Source organism: Pseudarthrobacter sp. CC12, assembly GCF_039907755.1.
In the GTDB taxonomy this organism is placed as follows: Bacteria; Actinomycetota; Actinomycetes; order Actinomycetales; family Micrococcaceae; genus Arthrobacter; species Arthrobacter niigatensis.
The window spans coordinates 56,745-76,312 of the sequence record NZ_JARDJH010000023.1; the positions used below are offsets into that span (position 1 = coordinate 56,745).

A 19,568-nucleotide genomic window follows, 5' to 3' on the forward strand; every position below is an offset into this window, starting at 1 on the left:
CCCGGCATGGCCAGCAGCAGCGTCCTCCACACCGGCTCCGGCCCGTCGCTGTCGGACCCGGTGCGCTACCCGGTCAGTGCGTCTCCCGAAGTCCGCACCAAGCGGGCTTTCGTCCTGGTCCTGCTGACGCTGCTGGTGCCCGGGAGCGCCCAGCTCGTGGCAGGCGACCGCAAGCTTGGCCGGACGGCGCTCCGCGTCACGCTCGCCGTATGGGCGGTCCTGCTCCTGGCCCTGGTCCTGTTGCTGCTGAACCGGAGCCTGGTCATCAACATCGTGACCAACCCCATCACGTCGCTGCTGCTGGTAGTGGTGCTCGCCGCGCTGGCCCTCGGCTGGGCCTTCCTGTTCCTGAATACCCTGCGGCTCATCCGCCCTGTCCTGCTGGCACCGCGGGCCCGGCCCGCCGTCGGCATTGCCCTGGTCCTGGCCCTGGTCCTGGGCAGTGGCTCGATGGGGTACGCCGCCTACCTGCTGAACGTGGGCCGCAATGCGATCGGCGACATCTTTTCATCCGGGCCGGCCATCGAGCCGGTGGAAGGGCGCTACAACTTCCTCATGATGGGGGGCGATGCCGGCGATGACCGCACCGGCCGCCGGCCAGACAGCCTCTCCATCCTCAGCGTGGATGCCCAAACGGGCCAGACCGCCATCATCTCCGTGCCCAGGAACTTCCAGAACGCCCAGTTCAGCGAAGGCTCCCCCATGCGTGCCCTCTACCCGGACGGCTACAACTGCGGTGACGAGTGCCTGATCAACGCCATCAACACCGAGGTCACCAACGAACACGCGGACCTGTATCCGGGCGTGGCAGACCCCGGCGCGCAGGCCACCATGGAAGCCGTCTCCGGCACCCTGGGCATGCAGATCCAGGCTTATGTCCTGGTCGACATGGAGGGATTCTCCACCCTGATCGATGCCATGGGCGGCATCAAAATCAAGGCCGGCGGCTGGGTTCCCATGAGCGGCTACTTTGACGAGGCCACCAAGACCCACGGCATGCCACTGGGCTGGATTCCCGCCGGGGACCAGACCCTCAACGGCGCCCAGGCCCTCTGGTACGGCCGGTCGCGCGAATACGTTGACGACTACTCCCGCATCCAGCGCCAACAGTGTGTCCAGCAGGCCATGCTGAAACAGCTGGATCCGGCCACCCTGCTGTCCAAGTTCGAGGACATCGCCGGCGCCGGGACCAAGGTGGTGGAGTCCAACATTTCCTCCGCCCAGCTGGGGAGTTTCCTTGACCTGGCCATCAAGGCGAGGGGCAAGGACGTCAAGCGGCTGACCATCGGGCCGCCTGACTTTGACGCGTCGTTTTCCACGAACCCCGACTTCGACCAGATCCACGAACGCGTGGACCAGCTGCTGGCATCGGCTTCCGCCAAGGGTGCACAGTCGGCCGGCATCGCCGACGACATAATGGCCCTTCCCCAGGCAGGCGCCGGACACGTCCAGGCCGCCGGGACCGTCCCGGCCACCCTGCCGGCCGCGGGAAACGCCGTCCAGCAGCCCTCGCCGTCGGACTTTACGCCTGTGACCACCACGCCCGACGGTGAGCCGATCACCGAAGAGATGCTGACCCAGCTCAAGCTGGAGGGCAACGAAGAGGCCATCCGCCAGCTCGTGGCCACCAACGGGCAGTGCGCCCCGCTGTAGCGGCCGCCCGCCAGCTCCCACCCACCAAGGAATGGAACGGTTTTGTACGAGATTGAGAACGTCCTGCGTGACTACGCCTGGGGTTCGACGACGGCCATCGCCTCGCTGCTGGGACGCCCTGAGTCGGGGCGTCCGGAGGCCGAACTGTGGATCGGTGCGCACCCTGATTCGCCGTCGGTGGCGCACCTGCCCGAGGACGGAACCCGGAGCCCGCTCGACTCCCTGATCGCTTCCGATCCGGAGCATTTCCTGGGCGCGGACTCCGTGGCCGCTTTCGGGCCCCGGCTGCCCTTCCTGGCCAAGGTCCTGGCAGCCGCGCAGCCGCTCTCCCTCCAGGTGCATCCGAGCCTGGAACAGGCCCGTGAGGGGTTCGCCCGGGAAAACGCAGCCGGAGTGGATCCGCACGCGCCGCACCGTAACTACAAGGACGACAACCACAAGCCGGAGATGATCTTCGCGCTCACTCCGTTCGAGGCCCTCTGTGGGTTCCGGCCCGCCGCCGAAACCCGCGTGATCCTGCAGCACATCGCGGATGCCTTTCCCGGGCCCGCGCGGGTCCCTGCGCTGCTCCAGGCCCTCCTTGAGGATCTCACCGCCCCGGACGAAGGCGCAGGACTCCGGCGCGCCTTTGAGCGGCTGATCACCGGCGGCCAGGATGTTTCAGAGGAAACAGCGCTGGTGGTGGCGGCCTTGGTGTCCGGTGCTTCCCTCGAGCCCTTCCAGGCAGAGCTGGGCACCGTCATCAGCCTCAACGAAAAGTATCCCGGCGACCCCGGCGTCCTGATCTCGCTGCTGCTGAACAGGATTTCGTTGAAGCCGGGGGAAGCCGTCTACCTTCCCGCCGGAAACGTGCACGCCTACCTGCACGGCCTGGGCGTGGAGGTCATGGCGTCCTCGGACAACGTCCTGCGCGGCGGCCTGACCCCCAAGCACATCGATTTGCCGGAGCTCCTGAAGACCATCGACTTCCACCCGGTGGCCGTTCCGATGCTCACCGCGGAAACTTCCGTGCTGGACCAGGAACTGTTCCGGCCCCCGTTCGGGGAGTTCCAACTGCAGCGCATTGAGCTCGGGCCGGACTCCGGTCCCGTCCCGCTGGCGCAGGCAGGCGCGGCAGTGGTCATCGTGGTGGCCGGCGCCGTGTACCTCGACTCCCCCAAGGGCGACCTGGAGCTGGAGCAGGGGGGCAGTGCGTTCATTGCCGCGGCCGAGGCCCCCGTCAACGTCCACCGGGTGGCCGGCAGCACCGGGCAGGCCCTGGCTTTCGCGGTGACCACCGGACTCTAGTCCGGCGCCATAGCAGCAGGAAGGGCGACGACGGCACTCTGGTGAGTGCCGTCGTCGCCCTTTGCCTTGACCGGGTTAGTTGCGGCGGCTAGTTGCCCGGACGCAACTTTCGAACCAATGGGCGGACCTGCCCGGCCGCGCCTTTCAGCAACCGGCGCGCCTGCTGGAGACCCTTGCGGGCGAGCGGCATGGCCTTGGCGTAGGCAGGGTAGAACGGCGACAGCGGCCTTTCCCACGTTCCCAGGAGCATGTTTTCGTGCTTTGCGAATTGCTTCTTGAAATCGGAAATGCCGTCGTTCAGGAGGCCGTTGAAGTCGTACCGGCTGCAGCCGTCTTCCCGCATGGCCTGCAGTGCCGCCCACTTCACGCCGTAGTTCACCCGCTGCTTCTGCCCTTCGGCGGAGACGCCGCCGTAGAGCTCGAACGCAGTGGCTGCGCTGCGCGAAAGCCAGGTGAAGGCCAGCATCTGCTCGCCGTCGAACGCGGCGATGATCGGGGAAGAGTCGCCCAGGTTCCGGAAGATGTCCCGGTAGTACTGGTCCTCGTGGATGCCAAAGCCTGCCCGCTCGGCCGTCTGGTGGTAGATGGCCAGCACCTGCTCCAGCTCGGCTTCGTTCTTGACCTTGCGGAATTCAACGTCGCTGCGCATGGCCTTGCGGATGTTGGCCCGCGTGGACTTGGACATCTCCGCCATCAGCTCGTCGTCGGACCGGGTGAGGTCCAGGATGAGCGTGCGCGGGATGAGGACGGTATTGGTGGACTCGCGGAAACCGGCGGCGGCAACGGCGCCGGCAAAGGCGGAGTCCTTGTCCCAGTCCGGTTCGATGCTCAGGGCAACGCCCCGGTGGCGGAGTGCGGCATGCTCTGCCAGCCGGTTCAGGACCACCTGCGCGTTGCCGGGCGAGCACATGGGGCCCCGGGGAATGTAGACCAGTGCGCGGAAGGGGACGGGAAGCCTGCGGACCAGGAGCTGGGCGCAGCCGATGGTTTCGTCGCCGTCCTTGACCAGGACCCGGTCCACTGACCAGCCGTGCGCGGCCTTGGTCTCGCCCCAGCCCCACAGCTGCTGCGGATGCCCCTGGAACCGGTCAACGTGCTCGTCCCAGAGGGCGCGGTCAGTACAGGGCACAACAGCAGGAATCATGGCTTAAACCCTATACCAAGGCTTTAACGCCAAAGCCCCCGGCGCGTGGTGCGCCAGGGGCTTTCGGTCAGCGGGGGCCGCGGGTCAGTTCTTGCGGGCGTAGCCTTCCCACTTGCTGGCCTGGTGTTCGCCGTCCACGAAGCGGATGGTGCCGGACTTGGAACGCATCACGATGGACTGGGTCAGGACCTTGTCCTTGGAGTAGCGGACGCCCTTGAGCAGGTCGCCGTCTGTGATGCCGGTGGCGGCGAAGTAGCAGTTGTCGCTGGAGACGAGGTCGTTGGTGGAAAGCACCCGCTCGAGGTCGTGCCCGGCGTCGATGGCCTTCTGCTTCTCTTCGTCGCTGGTGGGCCACAGCCGCCCCTGGATGACGCCGCCCAGGGATTTGATGGCGCAGGCCGCCACGATGCCTTCGGGGGTGCCGCCGATGCCCATCAGCGCGTCAACGCCGGTTCCGGAGCGGGCCGCGGCAATGGCGCCGGCGACGTCGCCGTCCATGATGAATTTGGTTCGGGCACCGGCTTCGCGGATTTCCTCCACCAGCGGGCGGTGGCGGTCGCGGTCGAGGATCATGACGTTGAGCTGGTTGACCTTCACGCCCTTGGCCTTGGCAATCAGGTGCAGGTTCTGCTTGACCGGCAGGCGCAGGTCAACCATGTCGGCGGCCTCGGGGCCGGTAACCAGCTTTTCCATGTAGAACACGGCGGAGGGATCGAACATGGAGCCGCGCTCGGCAACGGCCAGTACTGCCAGTGCGTTGTTGATGCCCAGGGCGGTCAGGCGGGTTCCGTCGATGGGGTCGACGGCGACATCCACCTCAGGGCCGGTGCCGTCACCCACGCGCTCACCGTTGAACAGCATGGGCGCTTCGTCCTTCTCGCCCTCGCCGATCACCACGACGCCGTTGAAGTGGACGGTCTGCAGGAAGGAGCGCATGGCGTCGACGGCGGCACCATCGGCGGTGTTCTTGTCGCCGAAGCCAACCCAGTGGCCGCCGGCAATGGCCGCGGCTTCGGTGACGCGGACAAGTTCAAGGGCAAGGTTGCGGTCCGGCTCGTCGTGGCCCACGGCAAGCGACGGCGAAATCGTGGAGTACTTCTGGGTCATGGACGCTGGTGACACGTGAACCTCTTCTTCGAGTGGCGATCATTGAACCCGCCCGCCGGTGCAGCAGAACGGTGATTCCTCTGTTACCGATCATAGTCGCGGCGCCGCGACGGGGGCGGCCCGTGACGCAACCCCGCAATGTGGATGGCAGGCCGGGGCGGACCGCCGGCCGGGGCCGAATGGAAGTCAAGCTCCGGGATAGGCGACTATAGAGGGGTGAACGACATGCAGGAAGCCACCAGTCCCAGCTCCGGCCCGGCCCGCCCCAGCGGCCGGCCAGGCGCCGCGGACAGCAGCGCTGACACCCCCGTGAAGCCCGTCATTCCGGCGGCGGCGGCCAAGCGCGCCAACGCTTCGGTGATCGGCATGATCATTGCCTTGGTGCTGAGCATCGCGGCGTTCCTGCCTGTTGTGCTCATGAACCCGCAGCCGAAGAGCGAGGGCTACCGCCCGGACATCGACGTGGCGTCCGTGGCACGGAACGCGGCTGATGTGGCGGGATTCACACCCGTTGCACCGGATACCGGCAACGCCTTCCGCGCGAATTATGCCCGGTGGGAAGCAGGGACGGGCAGCGGGGTTCCCACCTGGGAGGTTGGCTACGTCACCCCCAAGACTTCGTTCATCGCATTGGTGCAGACCACGCAGGCCAACCCCACCTGGCTGCTCCAGCAGACCAAGAACGCCCCCGTTACCGGCTCGCGGAATGCCGGCGGCCGGGAATGGGAACTGCGGGACACCGGCAAGGGCGAAAAGTCGATGGTCCTGAACTACCGGGGCAGCACCGTGGTCCTCTCGGGCGCAGCGCAACTGGACGAATTCGCCACACTGGCGGCCGCCGTCGTGGGCTCCCTGGACGCCGGCCCGGCCGTCACAGTTTCCCCTTCCAGCCCTGCCGCGCCTTAATCTGGTAAGCATGGCTACTAATCTGACCCCTGCCCTGGCTTGGCGCCGCCTGCGCGAAGGCAACGAACGTTTTGTCAACGGCGAGTCCTCGCATCCGAACCAGAACGCTTCACGGCGTTCGTCGCTGGTGGAAACCCAGAATCCGTTCGCGGTGATCTTCGGCTGCTCCGACTCCCGGCTTGCCGCTGAGATCATTTTCGACGTCGGCCTGGGCGACGTCTTCGTGGTCCGGACCGCCGGGCAGGTGATCGACGACGCCGTCCTGGGCTCGCTCGAATACAGCGTCGCCGTGCTGGGGGTGCCGCTGATCGTGGTGCTGGGGCATGACAACTGCGGCGCGGTCACCGCTACCAGGGACGCCGTGGAGACCGGCGAAATGCCGGCAGGTTTCATCCGCGACCTCGTGGAACGCATCACCCCCTCCGTCCTGACCTCCCTGCGGAACAACCAGCCCGAGGTCAACGACATGGTGGTGGAGAACGTCAAGCAGATGTCCCAGCGCCTCGCGGACAGCTCGCGTGTGATTTCCACCGCAATCGAGGAAGGCCGCACCGCGGTCATTGGCCTCTCCTACCGCCTGGCAGAGGGCCGCGCCGACCTTGTTTCTGGAATCGGCGAGCTCTGAGAACTCAGTGCCGGCGGCCCGGCGGGCCGCCGGCGATGCTCCCTTAACGGTTTTCGATGGGGCGCCCGGGAGCCATAAGCTAGCCCCATGACTTCCACTGAAGAGTTCCGCATTGAACATGACACGATGGGCGAGGTCCGCGTCCCCGTGAACGCACTGTACCGCGCGCAGACGCAGCGGGCAGTAGAGAATTTCCCCATCTCCGGCAAGACCCTGGAGCGCACCCACATCGAGGCGCTGGCACGGGTCAAGAAGGCTGCCGCCCAGGCCAACGCTGAACTGGGTGTGCTCGACGGCGAGCTGGCCAAGGCGATTGCAGACGCTGCCGATGAGGTGGCTGCCGGCAAGTACGACGGCGACTTCCCGATCGACGTTTTCCAGACCGGCTCCGGCACGTCCTCGAACATGAACACCAACGAGGTCCTGGCAGAGCTGGCCACGCGTGCGCTGAAGGCCGCGGGCAGCGACAAGGTGGTCCACCCCAACGACCACGTCAATGCCTCGCAGTCCTCCAACGACGTCTTCCCCACGTCCGTGCACGTTGCCGCCACGTCCGCCCTGATCAACGACCTCATCCCCGCCCTGGGCTACCTGGCAGAGTCGCTGGAGCGCAAGGCCGTTGAGTTCAAGGACGTGGTCAAGTCCGGCCGCACCCACCTCATGGATGCCACCCCGGTCACCCTGGGCCAGGAGTTCGGCGGTTACGCCGCACAGGTCCGCTACGGCATCGAGCGCATCAACGCCTCGCTCCCCCGCGTCGCCGAGGTTCCGCTGGGCGGCACCGCCGTGGGCACCGGCATCAACACCCCCGCCGGTTTCCCGGAGCGCGTCATCGAGTTGCTGGCCACCGACACCGGACTGCCGCTGACCGAGGCCCGCGACCACTTCGAGGCACAGGCCAACCGCGACGGCCTGATCGAAGCCTCCAGCCAGCTGCGCAACATCGCCATCTCGTTCATGAAGATCAACAACGACCTCCGCTGGATGGGTTCGGGCCCCAACACGGGCCTGGGCGAGATCGCGATTCCGGACCTGCAGCCCGGCTCCTCCATCATGCCCGGCAAGGTCAACCCGGTCATCTGCGAGGCGTCCATCATGGTCGCTGCCCAGGTCATTGGCAACGACACCGCCATCGCCTGGTCCGGCACCAACGGCGCCTTCGAACTGAACGTCGGCATTCCCGTGATGGCTGCCAACCTGCTCGAGTCAATCCGCCTGCTGGCCAACACCAGCCGCGTCATGGCAGACAAGATGATCGACGGCATCACCGCGAATGTGGAGCGCGCCCGCTTCCTGGCCGAAGCCTCCCCCTCGATCGTCACCCCGCTGAACAAGTACATCGGCTATGAGAACGCCGCCAAGATCGCCAAGACCGCCGTCAAGGAGGGCCTGACCATCCGCCAGGCCACCGAGCAGCTCGGTTTTGTCGGCGAAGGCGACGGCAAGGTCTCCGAGGCCGACCTCGACAAGGCACTGGACGTCACCACCATGACGGCCCCGGCCCACAAGGCCTAACCCCGCCACCACTTCGGGAACGCCCGACGGCGGCCGGCACCTTTCGCACGAAAGGCGCCGGCCGCCGTCGCTCGTTAAGGCAACTGCCCGCCAGCCATCGAGTTTGCACTGTATGGTTTTTAGTGCAAAAATGTACTTTGTGACTGATAGTGCAACTTCTGACAGCCTGCGCGAGCGCAAGCGGACAGCCACCCGGACCGCCATCACCTCTGCCGCCCGCGCCCTGACCTCCGCAAAAGGCCTCAACGGCTACACCGTGGAGGAGGTCTGCGAGGTGGCCGGGATTTCGCGCCGGACCTTCTTCAACTACTTCCCCACCAAGGAAGACGCCATCATCGGCCACGCCGAGGACGACGTTCCGGCCGATGCCATCGAGGAATTCGTGGCCGGTGCCGCCGGCTCCCGCCCCGGCGAAATTTCGCCCACCCTGTTCAGCGACCTGGTCCGGCTCTCCCTCCGCCTGGCCGAGGGCATGACGGAGTCCGAGGAAGACACGCGGCAGCTGATCGGGGTGGTCAAAAAGGAGCCGCAGCTCATCCTGAAAATCATCGGGGTCACGGAACAGCGCGAAGCCCAGTTCGCCCGGGACGTCGCCAGGCGTGAGGGCGTGGCGCCGGACCACCCAGTGGTGCAGATGGCAGTGGTCCTGCTCAGCACCATCGCCCGCAAGAGCAGCATGGCCTACTTCTCCGACGGCAATACCCGCAGCTATCCGGACCTGCTGCTGGAGAACATTTCCGCCGCCAGCCTCCTTTTCTCCCAGCCATTCGACAGCACGGCCACCGCCGCAGAAGGAAACCAATGAGCACCGCAACCGCCAAGCCGCCGGCAGGACCCCTGCTGTTGACGCAAAAACGCATCTGGATCATCTTCTCCGCGCTGATCGCCGGAATGCTGCTCTCCAGCCTGGACCAGACCATCGTCTCCACGGCAATGCCCACCATCGTGGGCAAGCTCGGCGGCGTGGAGCACCAGGCGTGGATCACCACCGCCTACCTGCTGGCCACCACCATCGTGATGCCGATTTACGGCAAGTTCGGTGACATCCTGGGCCGCCGCAACCTGTTCCTGGTGGCCATCGCGCTCTTCACCCTCGCGTCGGTGGGCTGCGCCCTGGCCACCGACTTCTGGGGATTCGTCATCTTCCGCGCCATCCAGGGCCTGGGCGGTGGCGGCCTGATGATCCTCTCGCAGGCGATCATCGCCGATATTGTTCCCGCCAAGGAGCGCGGGAAGTACATGGGTCCGCTCGGTGCAATCTTCGGCCTCTCCGCCGTGGCCGGCCCGCTGCTGGGCGGCTTTTTCGTGGACCACCTGACGTGGGAATGGGCGTTCTACATCAACATCCCCGTTGGCCTTGCCGCCTTTGCCATCGCTTGGTTTGCGCTGACCCTGCCCAACAAGAAAGCGGAGAAGCGGATCGACGTCCTCGGCGTCGTCCTGCTCTCCGCCGCCACCACCTGCCTGATCTTCTTCACCGACTTCGGCGGCAAGAAGGACGAGGGCTGGGATTCACCCCTCACCTGGGCGTTTGGCGCGGGCCTGCTGGTTTCTGCCGCCGCGTTCGTCATGGTGGAGCGGCGCGCCGAGGACCCGATCATCCCGTTGAGCCTGTTCCGGAACCGGATCTTCATCAACGCCACCGCCATCGGCTTCACCCTGGGCCTGGGCATGTTCTCCGCCATCGCGTTCGTCCCCACGTTCCTGCAGATGTCCTCCGGCACGTCCGCTGCAGAATCCGGCCTCCTCATGCTCCCCATGATGGCCGGCCTCATGGGCACCTCAATCTACTCCGGCATCAGGATCTCCAAGACCGGCAAGTACAAGATGTTCCCCATCCTGGGCGCCGTCTTCACCATGGCGGCCATGCTCTGGATGACCACCCTTGCGGCCAGCACCCCCATCTGGGTCATCTGCCTGCAGCTGTTCGTTTTCGGAGCCGGCCTGGGCCTGATCATGCAGGTGGTGGTCCTGGTGGTCCAGAACTCGGTACCGGCCGACCAAATCGGCACCGCCACCAGCACCAACAACTACTTCCGCGAAGTGGGCGCCGCCATGGGCGTGGCCGTCTTCGGGTCCATCTTTACCACCCGCCTCTCCGAGGCCCTGACCAGCGCCTTTACCGGGGCGGGAGCCTCCGCCGAGCAGGCCGGGCAGTCCACCCGGACCCTGGACCCGCAGGCACTCAACCAGCTCCCCGAGCAGCTGCGCGATGCCATCGTAAACGCCTATGCGGACTCCTTGGCGCCCGTGTTCTGGTACCTGCTCCCCTTCATCGCCGTCGCGCTGCTGTTGGCCCTGACGCTGAAGCAGATCCCGCTGTCGGACACCGCCGGTATGGTGGCCCGTGGTGAGGCCGTGGGCGGCGAGGAGGCCGAGCGGCTCGCCGCCGGGCTTCCCGGCACCACTGCCGGGGACGTGGAAGCCGCAGGTGACGGGGAGGTTGTGAAGGACGACGACGGCGAGCTGGTTTCCCGAGCCCGCTGACGGCGTCGAACGCCCCGCTTGCCCCGGCTGGCTGTGTGCCAGGCGCACGCTGGGCGGGGGGAAGTGACCAACAGGGTCGCCGCAATCTTTGGGGGTTGCGGCGCCCCTGTTTCTTTAAGAGTCCCGCCGCTACGGCTCGAAGTGGACCGCTGCTGTGGGGGCCAGCGCCTGCCGGATGCTGGTGAGGTGCCCGGGCATCAGCTCGGGAAGGTCGTCAAGGGTAAACCAGCCGACAGCCAGGGATTCGTCGTCATTGACCCTGGCTTCTCCGGAGACGTAGCGGCACAGGAACACCACGTCCAGGAATTCGCAGACGTCACCATTGGGATACGTGACCGGACCTACCGCGCCCACGGACACCACCCGCTCAGCCTCGGCCACCACGGCCGTCTCCTCGAAGATCTCCCGGACCAGCCCGCGTGCCGGCTGCTCGCCGGGGTCAAGCATGCCGCTGACCAGGGCCCACTGGCCGTTGTCAGCCCGCTGGGCCAGCAGGATCCTGCCGGCGTCATCCACCACCACGCCGCGCACGCCGGGAACCCAGATGGGATCGTTGCCGATCTTCTTGCGCAGCTTCAGGACATACTCAGGGGCAGGCATGGGGCCAGCCTATCCAACCCCCGGGGACTGCATCCCCGCGGTCAAGCGGGAAGCAGCATGGCGGCCGCGGCTCCGGCAAGCATGAACGGCCCGAACGGGATGGACGATTTCAAGGTCCCACGCCGGGCTGCAAGAAGGGCCACGGACCACAGGCCGCCCAGCAGGAAGGCCAGGAAGGTTCCCGCGAACAGGTGCCCCCAGCTCAGGTAACCCAAGTACATGCCGAGCACTCCTGCGAGTTTGACGTCGCCGAACCCCATGCCCGGCGGGTACACAAAGCGGAGGACGAAGTAGAAGAGCCACAGGATTCCTGCCCCCGCCACCACGCGCACGGCCGGGGTGGAAAGGAAGCCGGTGCCGCCCCCCGCATCCGGAAGCGGGCTGGCCCAGGCGATGGCTGCTGCCGCCAGCAGGAGCACCCCGGCCACGCCATAGGACGGAAAAACGATCCGGTTGGGCAGGAGGTGGTGCCGGACGTCGATGATGGTCAGCCGGACCGCCATCACCGCGAAGTAGAGGCAGGCCGCCAGAACCAGCCAGAAGGCAAGCGGGGTGTGCTGCCAGAGTTCACCGAGTCGTCCGATCACCCCTCGGATGCTACTGGATCCCCCCATTCCCGCCGTAGCGCTGCCGCGTAAAATGTGGATATGTCGACCTGGGACTCCCGGCGCAGCCCGGCTCCGGACTCTCCTGCCGCCCCGGCGGACCTTGTCGCTGTGTTCCGGAACCTGTGCCGGTCCTCCCCCTGGAAGTGGCAGTCGCTGCGGTTCGAGTACTGGGACCAGGCCTTCGCCTCAGCCCCTGCCCCGGGTGCACCCTTCATCCGCGCCTGGCTGCGACGTCCGGGCGCGCTCCGCCTGGAAAGCCCTGAGCGGCTGATCCTCCACAGCACCACGGGCATTAACGATTCCCGCGACGTTTTCTATGTAAGCGCCACACGCAAATCCTGGCTCCTCCCTCCGCACCTGGTCACGCCCGTCTATGACGACCGCGGGCTGGTGCGGCGCCGCCCCGAGGCAGCCTACGGCGAGCCCGGCTTCGGCAACGGACGCTTCTCGGCCGCCCTGGATCCCGTGGAGCTTGCGGGCAACGCACCGGTGCCCATCGAATTTCCCGGCAGCAACGCGCTGGACATCCGGGAGGCGCGGTACGCCGACCACGAAGGCAGGCCAGTCCTTGAAGCCGTGGTGGTTCCCAACCCTGCGTACCGTCCCGCCGATCCTGCCGCTCCCTTGTGCCTGCCCGGCAAGTCCCTCCTCCGCGTGGACATGGACACCGGCGTCTGTGTGTCCAGCCAGTCGCTGGAAGCGGAAACGGAGGGATATGGCCACTGGATCCGGATCATCGCCGTGGACGAGTACATGCTGGATGACCTGTTCCTGGCCCAGTCCATGAACCTCACCGATGTCCGCCAGCACATCAGCTGGGACATACCGGCCTGAACGTGACAGGCTCCGTCCGCGCCCGTCGGCTAGGCTTCGCGGATGACCACGCTGAACACACTCTGGCCCCTGTTCGACCTCCGGCTGGCCACGCCCCGGCTGGAGCTCCGACCCATCACTGACCAGGACATCCCGGCGGCGGTCGCCGCCGCCCGCAGCGGCATCCACGAGGCCGCCAGGAACCCTTTCAGCACGCCGTGGACAGAACTGCCCGACGACGAGCTTGGCCCCAACATGGCCCGCTGGTACTGGCGCTGCCGCGGCGGGTTCACCCCGGAGGACTGGACGCTGCTCCTGGGCATCTGGCATGAGGGGCAGTTCATCGGGTGTCAGGATGTGGGTGCCAAGGAATTTGCGGTCCGGAAGACCGTCACCACCGGCTCGTGGCTTAGGCAGTCCGTCCAGGGCCGCGGGCTGGGCAGGGAGATGCGTGCCGCCGTCGTGCTCTGGGCCTTTGACAGGCTGGGCGCCGAAGTGGCCGAGTCCGAAGCCGCGGCCTGGAACAGCGCTTCCCTGGGCGTCTCCCGTTCCCTCGGCTACGAACTGAACGGCACCACCCGCAGAGCCTGGGGCACCAAAGTCGAAACACTCCAGCACGTCCGCCTCACCCCGGAAACCTTCAACCGCCCCGACTGGGAGCTGCAGGTCGAGGGCCACGAGGCAGTGGCAAGGTTCCTTAAGGTGACTTGACTGCACGAGACCGGCCCAAGTCCTTCGCGTAGGAGCGCATCGCCGAATGACCGCAGGTGCCCCCATGCGTCGTGTCTAAGCGACGGAGAAGGGCCGTGGCCCGGCGAACCCGGCCACGGCCCTTTGCTTAGGTGGGGTCAGCCCTCCAGCAGCTCCGTCACCAGGGCTGCGATGGGCGAGCGTTCGGAGCGGGTGAGGGTGACGTGGCCGAAGAGGGGGTGTCCTTTCAGGGTTTCGACGACGGCGGCAATCCCGTCGTGGCGCCCCACGCGGAGGTTGTCGCGCTGGGCGACGTCGTGGGTAAGGACGATCTTGGAGTTCTGGCCCATGCGGCTCATGACCGTGAGGAGGACGTTCTTTTCGAGGGACTGGGCCTCGTCCACGATGACGAAGGCATCGTGGAGGGAGCGTCCGCGGATGTGGGTGAGTGGCATGACCTCGAGCATGCCGCGGTCCATGACCTCCTCCACCACTTCCTGGCTGACCAGGGCGCCGAGGGTGTCAAAGACAGCCTGCGCCCACGGGTTCATCTTCTCGGACTCCGAGCCCGGCAGGTAGCCCAGCTCCTGGCCGCCCACCGCATAGAGGGGCCGGAAGACGATCACCTTGCGGTGTTCGCGCCGTTCCAGCACGGCCTCGAGGCCCGCGCAGAGGGCCAGCGCGGACTTGCCGGTGCCGGCCCGGCCACCGATGGACACGATGCCGACGCCGGGATCCATCAGCATATCGATGGCCAGGCGCTGTTCGGCGGACCGGCCGTGGAGGCCGAAGACGTCACGGTCGCCCTTGACCAGGCGCACCTGCTTGTCCGCGCCCACCCGGCCGAGTGCGGACCCGCGGTTGGAGAGCAGCACCAGCCCGGTGTTGACGGGCAGTTCGGCGGCGGCGGGGATGAAGACGGGCTCGTGGCCGTAAAGGGTGGCGATCTCCTGTTCGTCCGCGTCGATTTCCGCGACGCCGGTCCAGCCGGAGTCCTTGACCAGCTCATTGCGGTACTCATCGGCCGTGAGGCCCATGGCGGAGGCCTTGACGCGCATGGGCAGGTCCTTGGAGACCACCGTGACGTTGCGCCCCTCGTTGGCCAGGTTCTTGGCCACGGCAAGGATGCGGCTGTCGTTGTCCCCGCTGCGGAACCCCAGGGGCAGCACCTCCGCGGAGATGTGGTTCAGCTCCACCATGAGGGTGCCGCCCTCGTCTCCGATGGGAAGCGGCTTGTTCAGGCCGCCGTGCTTGACCCGGAGGTCGTCCAGGAGGCGCAGGGCATTGCGGGCGAAGTATCCCAGTTCCGGATCGTGCCGCTTGGCTTCGAGCTCGGTGATGACGACGACGGGGACCACCACCTCATGTTCGGCGAACCGCAGGAGTGCCCGCGGGTCGGAGAGCAGGACGGAGGTGTCAATGACGAAGGTGTGGATGTCGGCTTCCCTTCCGGAGACAGCAAAACCGGCCGCAGCATCAGTTGCTGCGCCGGCCTCAGAGGTGGCTCGCTCGGCGCGAGAGGTAGCTTTTCCGCCCTGTCCAACAAGGACCTCGGGCAGTTGTTCAGAAGTAGCCACATCGACTCCAGCCCCGGGCGCCAGCCCGGAATTGTTATTGGTGAGGCGGCTCGGCCACGAGGCCGGGTCCGGCCTCCCATACAACCGGCGCGATGTTCCGCTCCATGTATTGGCCTCCCCGATCAGCCGGCGGTTTTGCCTGCTGATGGATATAACGTAAATCCACGGCGGCCCATTTCCGCAACTATTTGACGGCGATTTCTCCGGCGGATCTATGAACTCGTGATGAACCGGGGGTTTCAGGCGCCGAAGCGCCGCTGCCGGCCGGCGTAGTCCCGGAGGGCGCGGAGGAAATCGACCTTGCGGAAGGCAGGCCACAAGGCTTCGCAGAAGTAGAACTCGCTGTAGGCGCTCTGCCACATCAGGAACCCCGAGAGCCGCTGCTCCCCCGATGTCCTGATGACCAGGTCAGGGTCCGGCTGGCCGCGCGTGTAGAGGAAGCGTGAGATGTCATCGACGCACAGGTCATCGGCGAGCTTGGAGATGTCCATGCCCTTGGCCACGGCATCATGGAGGAGTTCCCGGACGGCGTCGACGATCTCCCGGCGCCCGCCGTACCCCACGGCCACGTTCACGTGGATTTTTTCCCGGACCGGGGTCCTGGCGGTGAGCTTGTTCAGCCTCTCGGCCAGGTAGTCCGGCAGCAGCTCCGGGGCACCCATGGCATGGACCGAAATATTGGCGTCTTCGTCCAGCCTGTCCAAGGTATTGGCGATGATGCCCATGAGGAGGTCCAGTTCCTCGCTGGAGCGGTTCATGTTGTCCGTGGAGAGCATGTACAGCGTCACCACTTTGACGCCCAGCTCCTGGCACCAGCCCAGGAACTCGTGGATCTTGTCCGCACCGGCCTGGTGGCCCTGGGCGGTGGGGGCATTGAACTGCTTGGCCCAGCGCCGGTTGCCGTCCACCATGACACCGATGTGCCGGGGAATGCGGTCGCGGGGCAGATCCTTAAGCAGCCGGCGCTCGTAATAGCCATAGAGGAACCCGGGCAACTCCACGCGTCCACTCACCTGACTTTCCTGCCGTACGTACATCCACATCCTAGGCTACCGCCAGCCGTCCGCCGGGACAGGCGGCACGGCGCGAGAGACGTTCGCAGGAAGTTACCCTGCGGTAACTTACCGGTCCGTAAGTTATTCTGGTGCCATGAACAACGACTCTCCGCAGGCCTCCCCGGCACCCCGGCCGGAGGACAGGAACGCCGGAGCGGATCCGGAGCCCAGCGCAGTGGATGACGCCGCGGTCCGCCTGGCGGAACTGTTGATGATCAAACCCAAATGGCGCGGCTGGATCCACACGGTCACGGCCCCGCTGGCACTGGCCGCCGGGCTCCTCCTTGTTGCCCTTGCCCCCACCCCGGACCGGCGGGTCACCACTGCCATCTACGCTGCCACGGGCGTCCTGCTCTTCGGAGTCAGCGCCGTCTACCACCGCGGCAATTGGTCCCCGCGGGTCAAGCTGGTCCTGAAGCGGCTGGACCACACCAACATCATGCTGGTGATCGCCGGAACCTACACTCCGCTGGCCTGGACCCTGCTGGAGCGGCAGCAGGCGGTGGTGCTGCTCTGGGTCATCTGGGCCGGAGCCATCCTCGGCGTCCTGTTCCGGCTGCTGTGGACCGACGCACCGCGCTGGCTCTACGTTCCCATCTACATCGCACTGGGCTGCGGTGCGCTCTTCTACCTGCCGCAGTTCTTCCAGGCCAGCATGCCGGCAGCCGTCCTGGTGTGCGTAGGCGGGGTCCTCTACATCACGGGCGCTGTGTTCTACGCACTGAAGAAGCCCAATTTCAGTTACCACCACTTCGGCTTCCACGAACTGTTCCACGCCTTGACAGTGCTTGCCTTCGCGGCCCACTTCGTGGCGATTGCCCTGGCGGTCCTTGCGTAGATTAGCCCGAACCGCCGCCGCGCCTTCCCTACTCGCGGGGCCGTGAAAGCCCGTCGGCGGGACCGGTTCCGTTGGCCTTCGGCGCTGCCTGGCGCGTGCCGCCGTCGAGCCCGTCCTGCGCGTCCGCTGCGTCGATGTCTGCCTCGGCAGCGGCCGCCAGGCGTTCTTCCTCCACCTGGGCGCGGTAGCGGACCCTGCGGATGCGGCGCACCATGTCCACGATGAGCAGGGCGGTGGCCACAACGAAGAACGCCGTCATGATGAAGCCCAGCAGGCCCGGCGTCACCTGGTCCTCGGAAATTCCGTCCCGGAGCGTCGGAGTGGGCAGCGGGCTCGGCGTGGTGGCCAGGCTCAAGAGCAGAGAATGCACGGTAAATACCTTCTGGTGGAACGGATGCAGCAGGTCGCGGAGGAAACGGCCCCTCGCCGCGCCTGTCTTCTACGCAAGATAGAAATAGCCTGCGTGTCTATCTTAGCCCGGCGAACAGGTCCTTCTCGGGGAGCTCGGAGGGCACCCGCGAGTGGATCAGGGAATAGTCCTCCCAGGGCCAGACCCTGCGCTGCATGTCCGGCGACACCGCAAAAAAGAACCCCAGCGGGTCCACTTGGGTGCGGTGGGCGCGCAGTGCGTCGTCGCGCATTTCAAAGAAGTCGCCGCAGTCCACCTGGGTGGTGGTGGGGTGCGCGGCAGGGGGTGGCGTGTGGCCCTCCGCATCCGACTCCAGCCAGGCCGCCAGGCGCTCCGCATAGGGAGACTGCAGCCCCGCCTCTTCGAGGGCAAAGTGCAGCGCCCGGAACCTTTCCGGGCTGAAGGCACGGTCGTAGTAGAGCTTGCTTGGCTCCCAGGCCTCCCCCGCCCCGGGGTAGCGTTCGGGATCGCCCGCTGCCTCGAACGCTTCCACGGCTACCCGGTGGGCCATGATGTGGTCCGGATGGGGGTAGCCGCCGTTCTCGTCATAGCTCAGGATTACGTGGGGCTTGAAGGACCGCACCAGTCGGACCAGGGGCGCCGCTGCCTGCTGGAGCGGAAGCGTGGCGAAGGATCCGGCGGGAAGCGGCGGAAGCGGGTCCCCTTCGGGGAGGCCGGAGTCAACAAAACCAAGCCACCGCTGCTTAATGCCCAGGATTGCGGCGGCCTGCTGCATCTCGAGCCTCCGGGCGCCGGCCATGTCCCTTTTGGGGTGCGGTACGCCTTCCATGGCGGGGTTTTGGATGTCACCGCGGGACCCGTCCGTGCAGGTTGCCACCAGGACGTCGACACCGGCTGACGCGTACATCGCCATGGTCGCAGCGCCCTTGCTGGATTCGTCGTCCGGGTGGGCGTGGACCGCGAGCAGCCGGAGCGGAACCTGGGAGTTGCTGGACGCTGTCATGGAGGGGACGGCTCCTTATTCGTTGTGCGCGGCTTGTGGCAGCTTATGGTTGTTGGTCGGGGTGCATTGGCCCGGGCGGCAGCCGCAGCCGCCGCGAAGAGCCCGGCGGAAAGGGCACTAAACTGGTCTGGTGACTTCCCCGGACCAGCCGGCCCAATCCGCGCCCGCAGACACTAGCCTAGCCAATCGGTATGGTGCTAAAAAGCGCCGGCTCTCCCCCAAAGCCGCCCGGACTGCGATCGGCGCCGCGCTCGTTGTCGGAATCGGCTTCCTGGCATGGGTGACCACTTCCAACTCGCTGTCAGGGGTGACGTACAAGGACGTCGGATACAGCACCACCGATGCCACGCTGGCGGAAGTGGACTTCCAGGTCACCAGGGAACCGGCCAACCCCGTCAAGTGTGCCGTGAAGGCGCTGGACTCCAAGTTCGCGGTGGTGGGCTGGAAGGTGGTGGACATTCCGCCGTCGGCAGCGGACAGGACGGCCGACGGCGGCAGGACAGTGGCTCAGCGCGTCACGTTGCGTACGGAGTCGGCGTCCGTGTCGGGCGTGGTGGACAGCTGCTGGATTCCCGCCGGAGCGTCGTAAAGGATGTGATGCGCGACGCTTGCTTGTTGGGTTATCTCCAGAGGATTGACTACAATGGGGAGATACCTTTACCCCGCTGAGCTGGTTACTGTTCCACAAGTGGCCACCGTGGCGGGGTCTTTTGCATGTAGGACCACTAGAGGAGAAGTCCGTGTCTACCACCAACAGCGCATCTGCAGCCTGGCTCACCCAGGAAGCTTTTGACCGCCTGAAGGCAGAGCTGGACCACCTTTCCGGCGCAGGCCGGGCGGAGATCGTCCAGAAGATTGAAGCAGCGCGGCAAGAGGGGGACCTCAAGGAAAACGGGGGCTACCACGCGGCCAAGGAGGAGCAGGGCAAGATCGAAGCCCGCATCCGCCAGCTCACGGTACTGCTCCGGGACGCCCACGTGGGTGAAGCGCCTGCCGATGACGGCATCGTGGAGCCCGGCATGATCGTGGTTGCCAGGATTGCCGGCGATGAGGAGACGTTCCTGCTGGGGTCGCGCGAAATCGCGGGCGACTCTGACCTGGATGTGTTCAGCGAGAAGTCTCCCCTCGGTGCGGCCATCCTGGGACACAAGGAGGGCGAGACCCTCAGCTACGTTGCGCCCAACGGCAAGGACATCAAGGTGGAGATTCTCTCCGCCAAGCCCTACGCCGGCTAATACCGCCGGGACCGGCACGAAGCCGGTCCTGCAGAGAGCGGCGGCCGTCCCCCAC

20 protein-coding genes are annotated in these 19,568 nt (G+C 66.4%); 12 read left to right on the forward strand and 8 right to left on the reverse strand.

Translation table 11 applies throughout. From position 1 onward, the window contains the following. The first annotated feature begins 6 nt into the window (after window positions 1–6). Window positions 7–1,653 (forward strand): LCP family protein, encoded by a 1,647-nt coding sequence (locus PV772_RS15475; RefSeq protein WP_347886699.1) that lies wholly within the window; start codon window positions 7–9, stop codon window positions 1,651–1,653. A gap of 42 nt (window positions 1,654–1,695) precedes the next feature. Continuing rightward, complete coding sequence (gene manA, locus PV772_RS15480; protein WP_347886700.1) at window positions 1,696–2,940, forward strand: mannose-6-phosphate isomerase, class I; 1,245 nt, start codon at window positions 1,696–1,698, stop codon at window positions 2,938–2,940. 88 nt (window positions 2,941–3,028) lie between these two features. On the opposite strand, the gene PV772_RS15485 is transcribed toward manA, so the two are convergent. Next, complete coding sequence (locus tag PV772_RS15485; RefSeq protein ID WP_307360520.1) at window positions 3,029–4,084, reverse strand: peptidoglycan bridge formation glycyltransferase FemA/FemB family protein; 1,056 nt, start codon at window positions 4,082–4,084, stop codon at window positions 3,029–3,031. Between the two features lie 84 nt (window positions 4,085–4,168). Then, a complete protein-coding gene (glpX, locus tag PV772_RS15490) occupies window positions 4,169–5,191 on the reverse strand; it encodes a class II fructose-bisphosphatase (RefSeq protein WP_210411426.1) in 1,023 nt (340 codons plus the stop codon). Between the two features lie 225 nt (window positions 5,192–5,416). Here glpX and PV772_RS15495 point away from each other — a divergent pair, with 225 nt between their 5' ends. From PV772_RS15495 to PV772_RS15515, 5 genes are all read left to right on the forward strand, one after another. Beyond that, window positions 5,417–6,097 (forward strand): DUF4245 domain-containing protein, encoded by a 681-nt coding sequence (locus tag PV772_RS15495; protein WP_141183300.1) that lies wholly within the window; start codon window positions 5,417–5,419, stop codon window positions 6,095–6,097. A 10-nt stretch (window positions 6,098–6,107) separates the two neighbouring features. Continuing rightward, a complete protein-coding gene (locus PV772_RS15500) occupies window positions 6,108–6,722 on the forward strand; it encodes a carbonic anhydrase (RefSeq protein WP_141161170.1) in 615 nt (204 codons plus the stop codon). Window positions 6,723–6,809: 87 nt separating this feature from the next. Next, entirely contained in the window at window positions 6,810–8,237 is a 1,428-nt protein-coding gene (locus PV772_RS15505) for a class II fumarate hydratase (RefSeq protein WP_109863457.1), read from the forward strand. A 139-nt stretch (window positions 8,238–8,376) separates the two neighbouring features. Next, a complete protein-coding gene (locus PV772_RS15510) occupies window positions 8,377–9,042 on the forward strand; it encodes a TetR/AcrR family transcriptional regulator (RefSeq protein ID WP_141181036.1) in 666 nt (221 codons plus the stop codon). After that, window positions 9,039–10,724 carry an MDR family MFS transporter gene (locus PV772_RS15515; protein ID WP_347886701.1) on the forward strand — a complete coding sequence of 562 codons (1,686 nt, stop codon included), beginning with the start codon at window positions 9,039–9,041 and terminating at the stop codon, window positions 10,722–10,724. Before PV772_RS15510 ends, PV772_RS15515 begins: the two co-directional genes overlap by 4 nt. A gap of 129 nt (window positions 10,725–10,853) precedes the next feature. On the opposite strand, the gene PV772_RS15520 is transcribed toward PV772_RS15515, so the two are convergent. Further along, window positions 10,854–11,324 carry an NUDIX domain-containing protein gene (locus PV772_RS15520; protein WP_141161173.1) on the reverse strand — a complete coding sequence of 157 codons (471 nt, stop codon included), beginning with the start codon at window positions 11,322–11,324 and terminating at the stop codon, window positions 10,854–10,856. 41 nt (window positions 11,325–11,365) lie between these two features. After that, window positions 11,366–11,911 (reverse strand): A24 family peptidase, encoded by a 546-nt coding sequence (locus tag PV772_RS15525; RefSeq protein WP_347886702.1) that lies wholly within the window; start codon window positions 11,909–11,911, stop codon window positions 11,366–11,368. A 60-nt stretch (window positions 11,912–11,971) separates the two neighbouring features. Here PV772_RS15525 and PV772_RS15530 point away from each other — a divergent pair, with 60 nt between their 5' ends. Together PV772_RS15530 and PV772_RS15535 are read left to right on the forward strand one after the other, a co-directional pair. Then, the gene (locus PV772_RS15530; RefSeq protein WP_347886703.1) at window positions 11,972–12,766 is read left to right on the forward strand and encodes a hypothetical protein; all 795 of its coding nucleotides are present in this window, start codon (window positions 11,972–11,974) and stop codon (window positions 12,764–12,766) included. Between the two features lie 42 nt (window positions 12,767–12,808). Next, window positions 12,809–13,456: a GNAT family protein gene (locus PV772_RS15535; RefSeq protein WP_347886704.1), complete on the forward strand. Its 648-nt coding sequence runs from the start codon at window positions 12,809–12,811 to the stop codon at window positions 13,454–13,456. Between the two features lie 137 nt (window positions 13,457–13,593). Here PV772_RS15535 and PV772_RS15540 read toward each other — a convergent pair whose 3' ends face one another. Both PV772_RS15540 and PV772_RS15545 read right to left on the reverse strand, forming a co-directional pair. Next, on the reverse strand, window positions 13,594–15,012 hold the full coding sequence (locus PV772_RS15540) for a PhoH family protein (RefSeq protein ID WP_141161177.1): 1,419 nt from the start codon (window positions 15,010–15,012) through the stop codon (window positions 13,594–13,596). Window positions 15,013–15,251: 239 nt separating this feature from the next. Further along, window positions 15,252–16,013 (reverse strand): isoprenyl transferase, encoded by a 762-nt coding sequence (locus PV772_RS15545; protein WP_141161648.1) that lies wholly within the window; start codon window positions 16,011–16,013, stop codon window positions 15,252–15,254. Between the two features lie 250 nt (window positions 16,014–16,263). Between PV772_RS15545 and PV772_RS15550 the strand changes: the two genes are divergently transcribed. Next, window positions 16,264–16,905, forward strand: a complete 642-nt coding sequence (locus tag PV772_RS15550; protein ID WP_347886707.1) for a hemolysin III family protein — start codon at window positions 16,264–16,266, stop codon at window positions 16,903–16,905. 28 nt (window positions 16,906–16,933) lie between these two features. On the opposite strand, the gene PV772_RS15555 is transcribed toward PV772_RS15550, so the two are convergent. Beyond that, entirely contained in the window at window positions 16,934–17,275 is a 342-nt protein-coding gene (locus tag PV772_RS15555) for a hypothetical protein (RefSeq protein ID WP_347886705.1), read from the reverse strand. Window positions 17,276–17,372: 97 nt separating this feature from the next. Then, window positions 17,373–18,278, reverse strand: a complete 906-nt coding sequence (mca, locus tag PV772_RS15560; protein WP_141161179.1) for a mycothiol conjugate amidase Mca — start codon at window positions 18,276–18,278, stop codon at window positions 17,373–17,375. 130 nt (window positions 18,279–18,408) lie between these two features. Between mca and PV772_RS15565 the strand changes: the two genes are divergently transcribed. Both PV772_RS15565 and greA read left to right on the forward strand, forming a co-directional pair. After that, window positions 18,409–18,867 carry a DUF4307 domain-containing protein gene (locus PV772_RS15565; protein WP_141161180.1) on the forward strand — a complete coding sequence of 153 codons (459 nt, stop codon included), beginning with the start codon at window positions 18,409–18,411 and terminating at the stop codon, window positions 18,865–18,867. A gap of 151 nt (window positions 18,868–19,018) precedes the next feature. Beyond that, complete coding sequence (gene greA, locus PV772_RS15570; RefSeq protein WP_141161181.1) at window positions 19,019–19,513, forward strand: transcription elongation factor GreA; 495 nt, start codon at window positions 19,019–19,021, stop codon at window positions 19,511–19,513. Window positions 19,514–19,568: the final 55 nt, after the last annotated feature.

Excerpts from the sequence above, each read along its gene's own strand:
- PV772_RS15495 (WP_141183300.1), top strand. The coding sequence starts at position 5,417 with ATGCAGGAAGCCACCAGTCCCAGCTCCGGCCCGGCCCGCCCCAGCGGC.
- glpX (WP_210411426.1), bottom strand. The coding sequence starts at position 5,191 with ATGACCCAGAAGTACTCCACGATTTCGCCGTCGCTTGCCGTGGGCCAC.
- mca (WP_141161179.1), bottom strand. The coding sequence starts at position 18,278 with ATGACAGCGTCCAGCAACTCCCAGGTTCCGCTCCGGCTGCTCGCGGTC.
- PV772_RS15485 (WP_307360520.1), bottom strand. The coding sequence starts at position 4,084 with ATGATTCCTGCTGTTGTGCCCTGTACTGACCGCGCCCTCTGGGACGAG.
- PV772_RS15505 (WP_109863457.1), top strand. The coding sequence starts at position 6,810 with ATGACTTCCACTGAAGAGTTCCGCATTGAACATGACACGATGGGCGAG.
- PV772_RS15530 (WP_347886703.1), top strand. The coding sequence starts at position 11,972 with ATGTCGACCTGGGACTCCCGGCGCAGCCCGGCTCCGGACTCTCCTGCC.
- PV772_RS15535 (WP_347886704.1), top strand. The coding sequence starts at position 12,809 with ATGACCACGCTGAACACACTCTGGCCCCTGTTCGACCTCCGGCTGGCC.
- PV772_RS15515 (WP_347886701.1), top strand. The coding sequence starts at position 9,039 with ATGAGCACCGCAACCGCCAAGCCGCCGGCAGGACCCCTGCTGTTGACG.
- PV772_RS15520 (WP_141161173.1), bottom strand. The coding sequence starts at position 11,324 with ATGCCTGCCCCTGAGTATGTCCTGAAGCTGCGCAAGAAGATCGGCAAC.
- PV772_RS15475 (WP_347886699.1), top strand. The coding sequence starts at position 7 with ATGGCCAGCAGCAGCGTCCTCCACACCGGCTCCGGCCCGTCGCTGTCG.
- PV772_RS15500 (WP_141161170.1), top strand. The coding sequence starts at position 6,108 with ATGGCTACTAATCTGACCCCTGCCCTGGCTTGGCGCCGCCTGCGCGAA.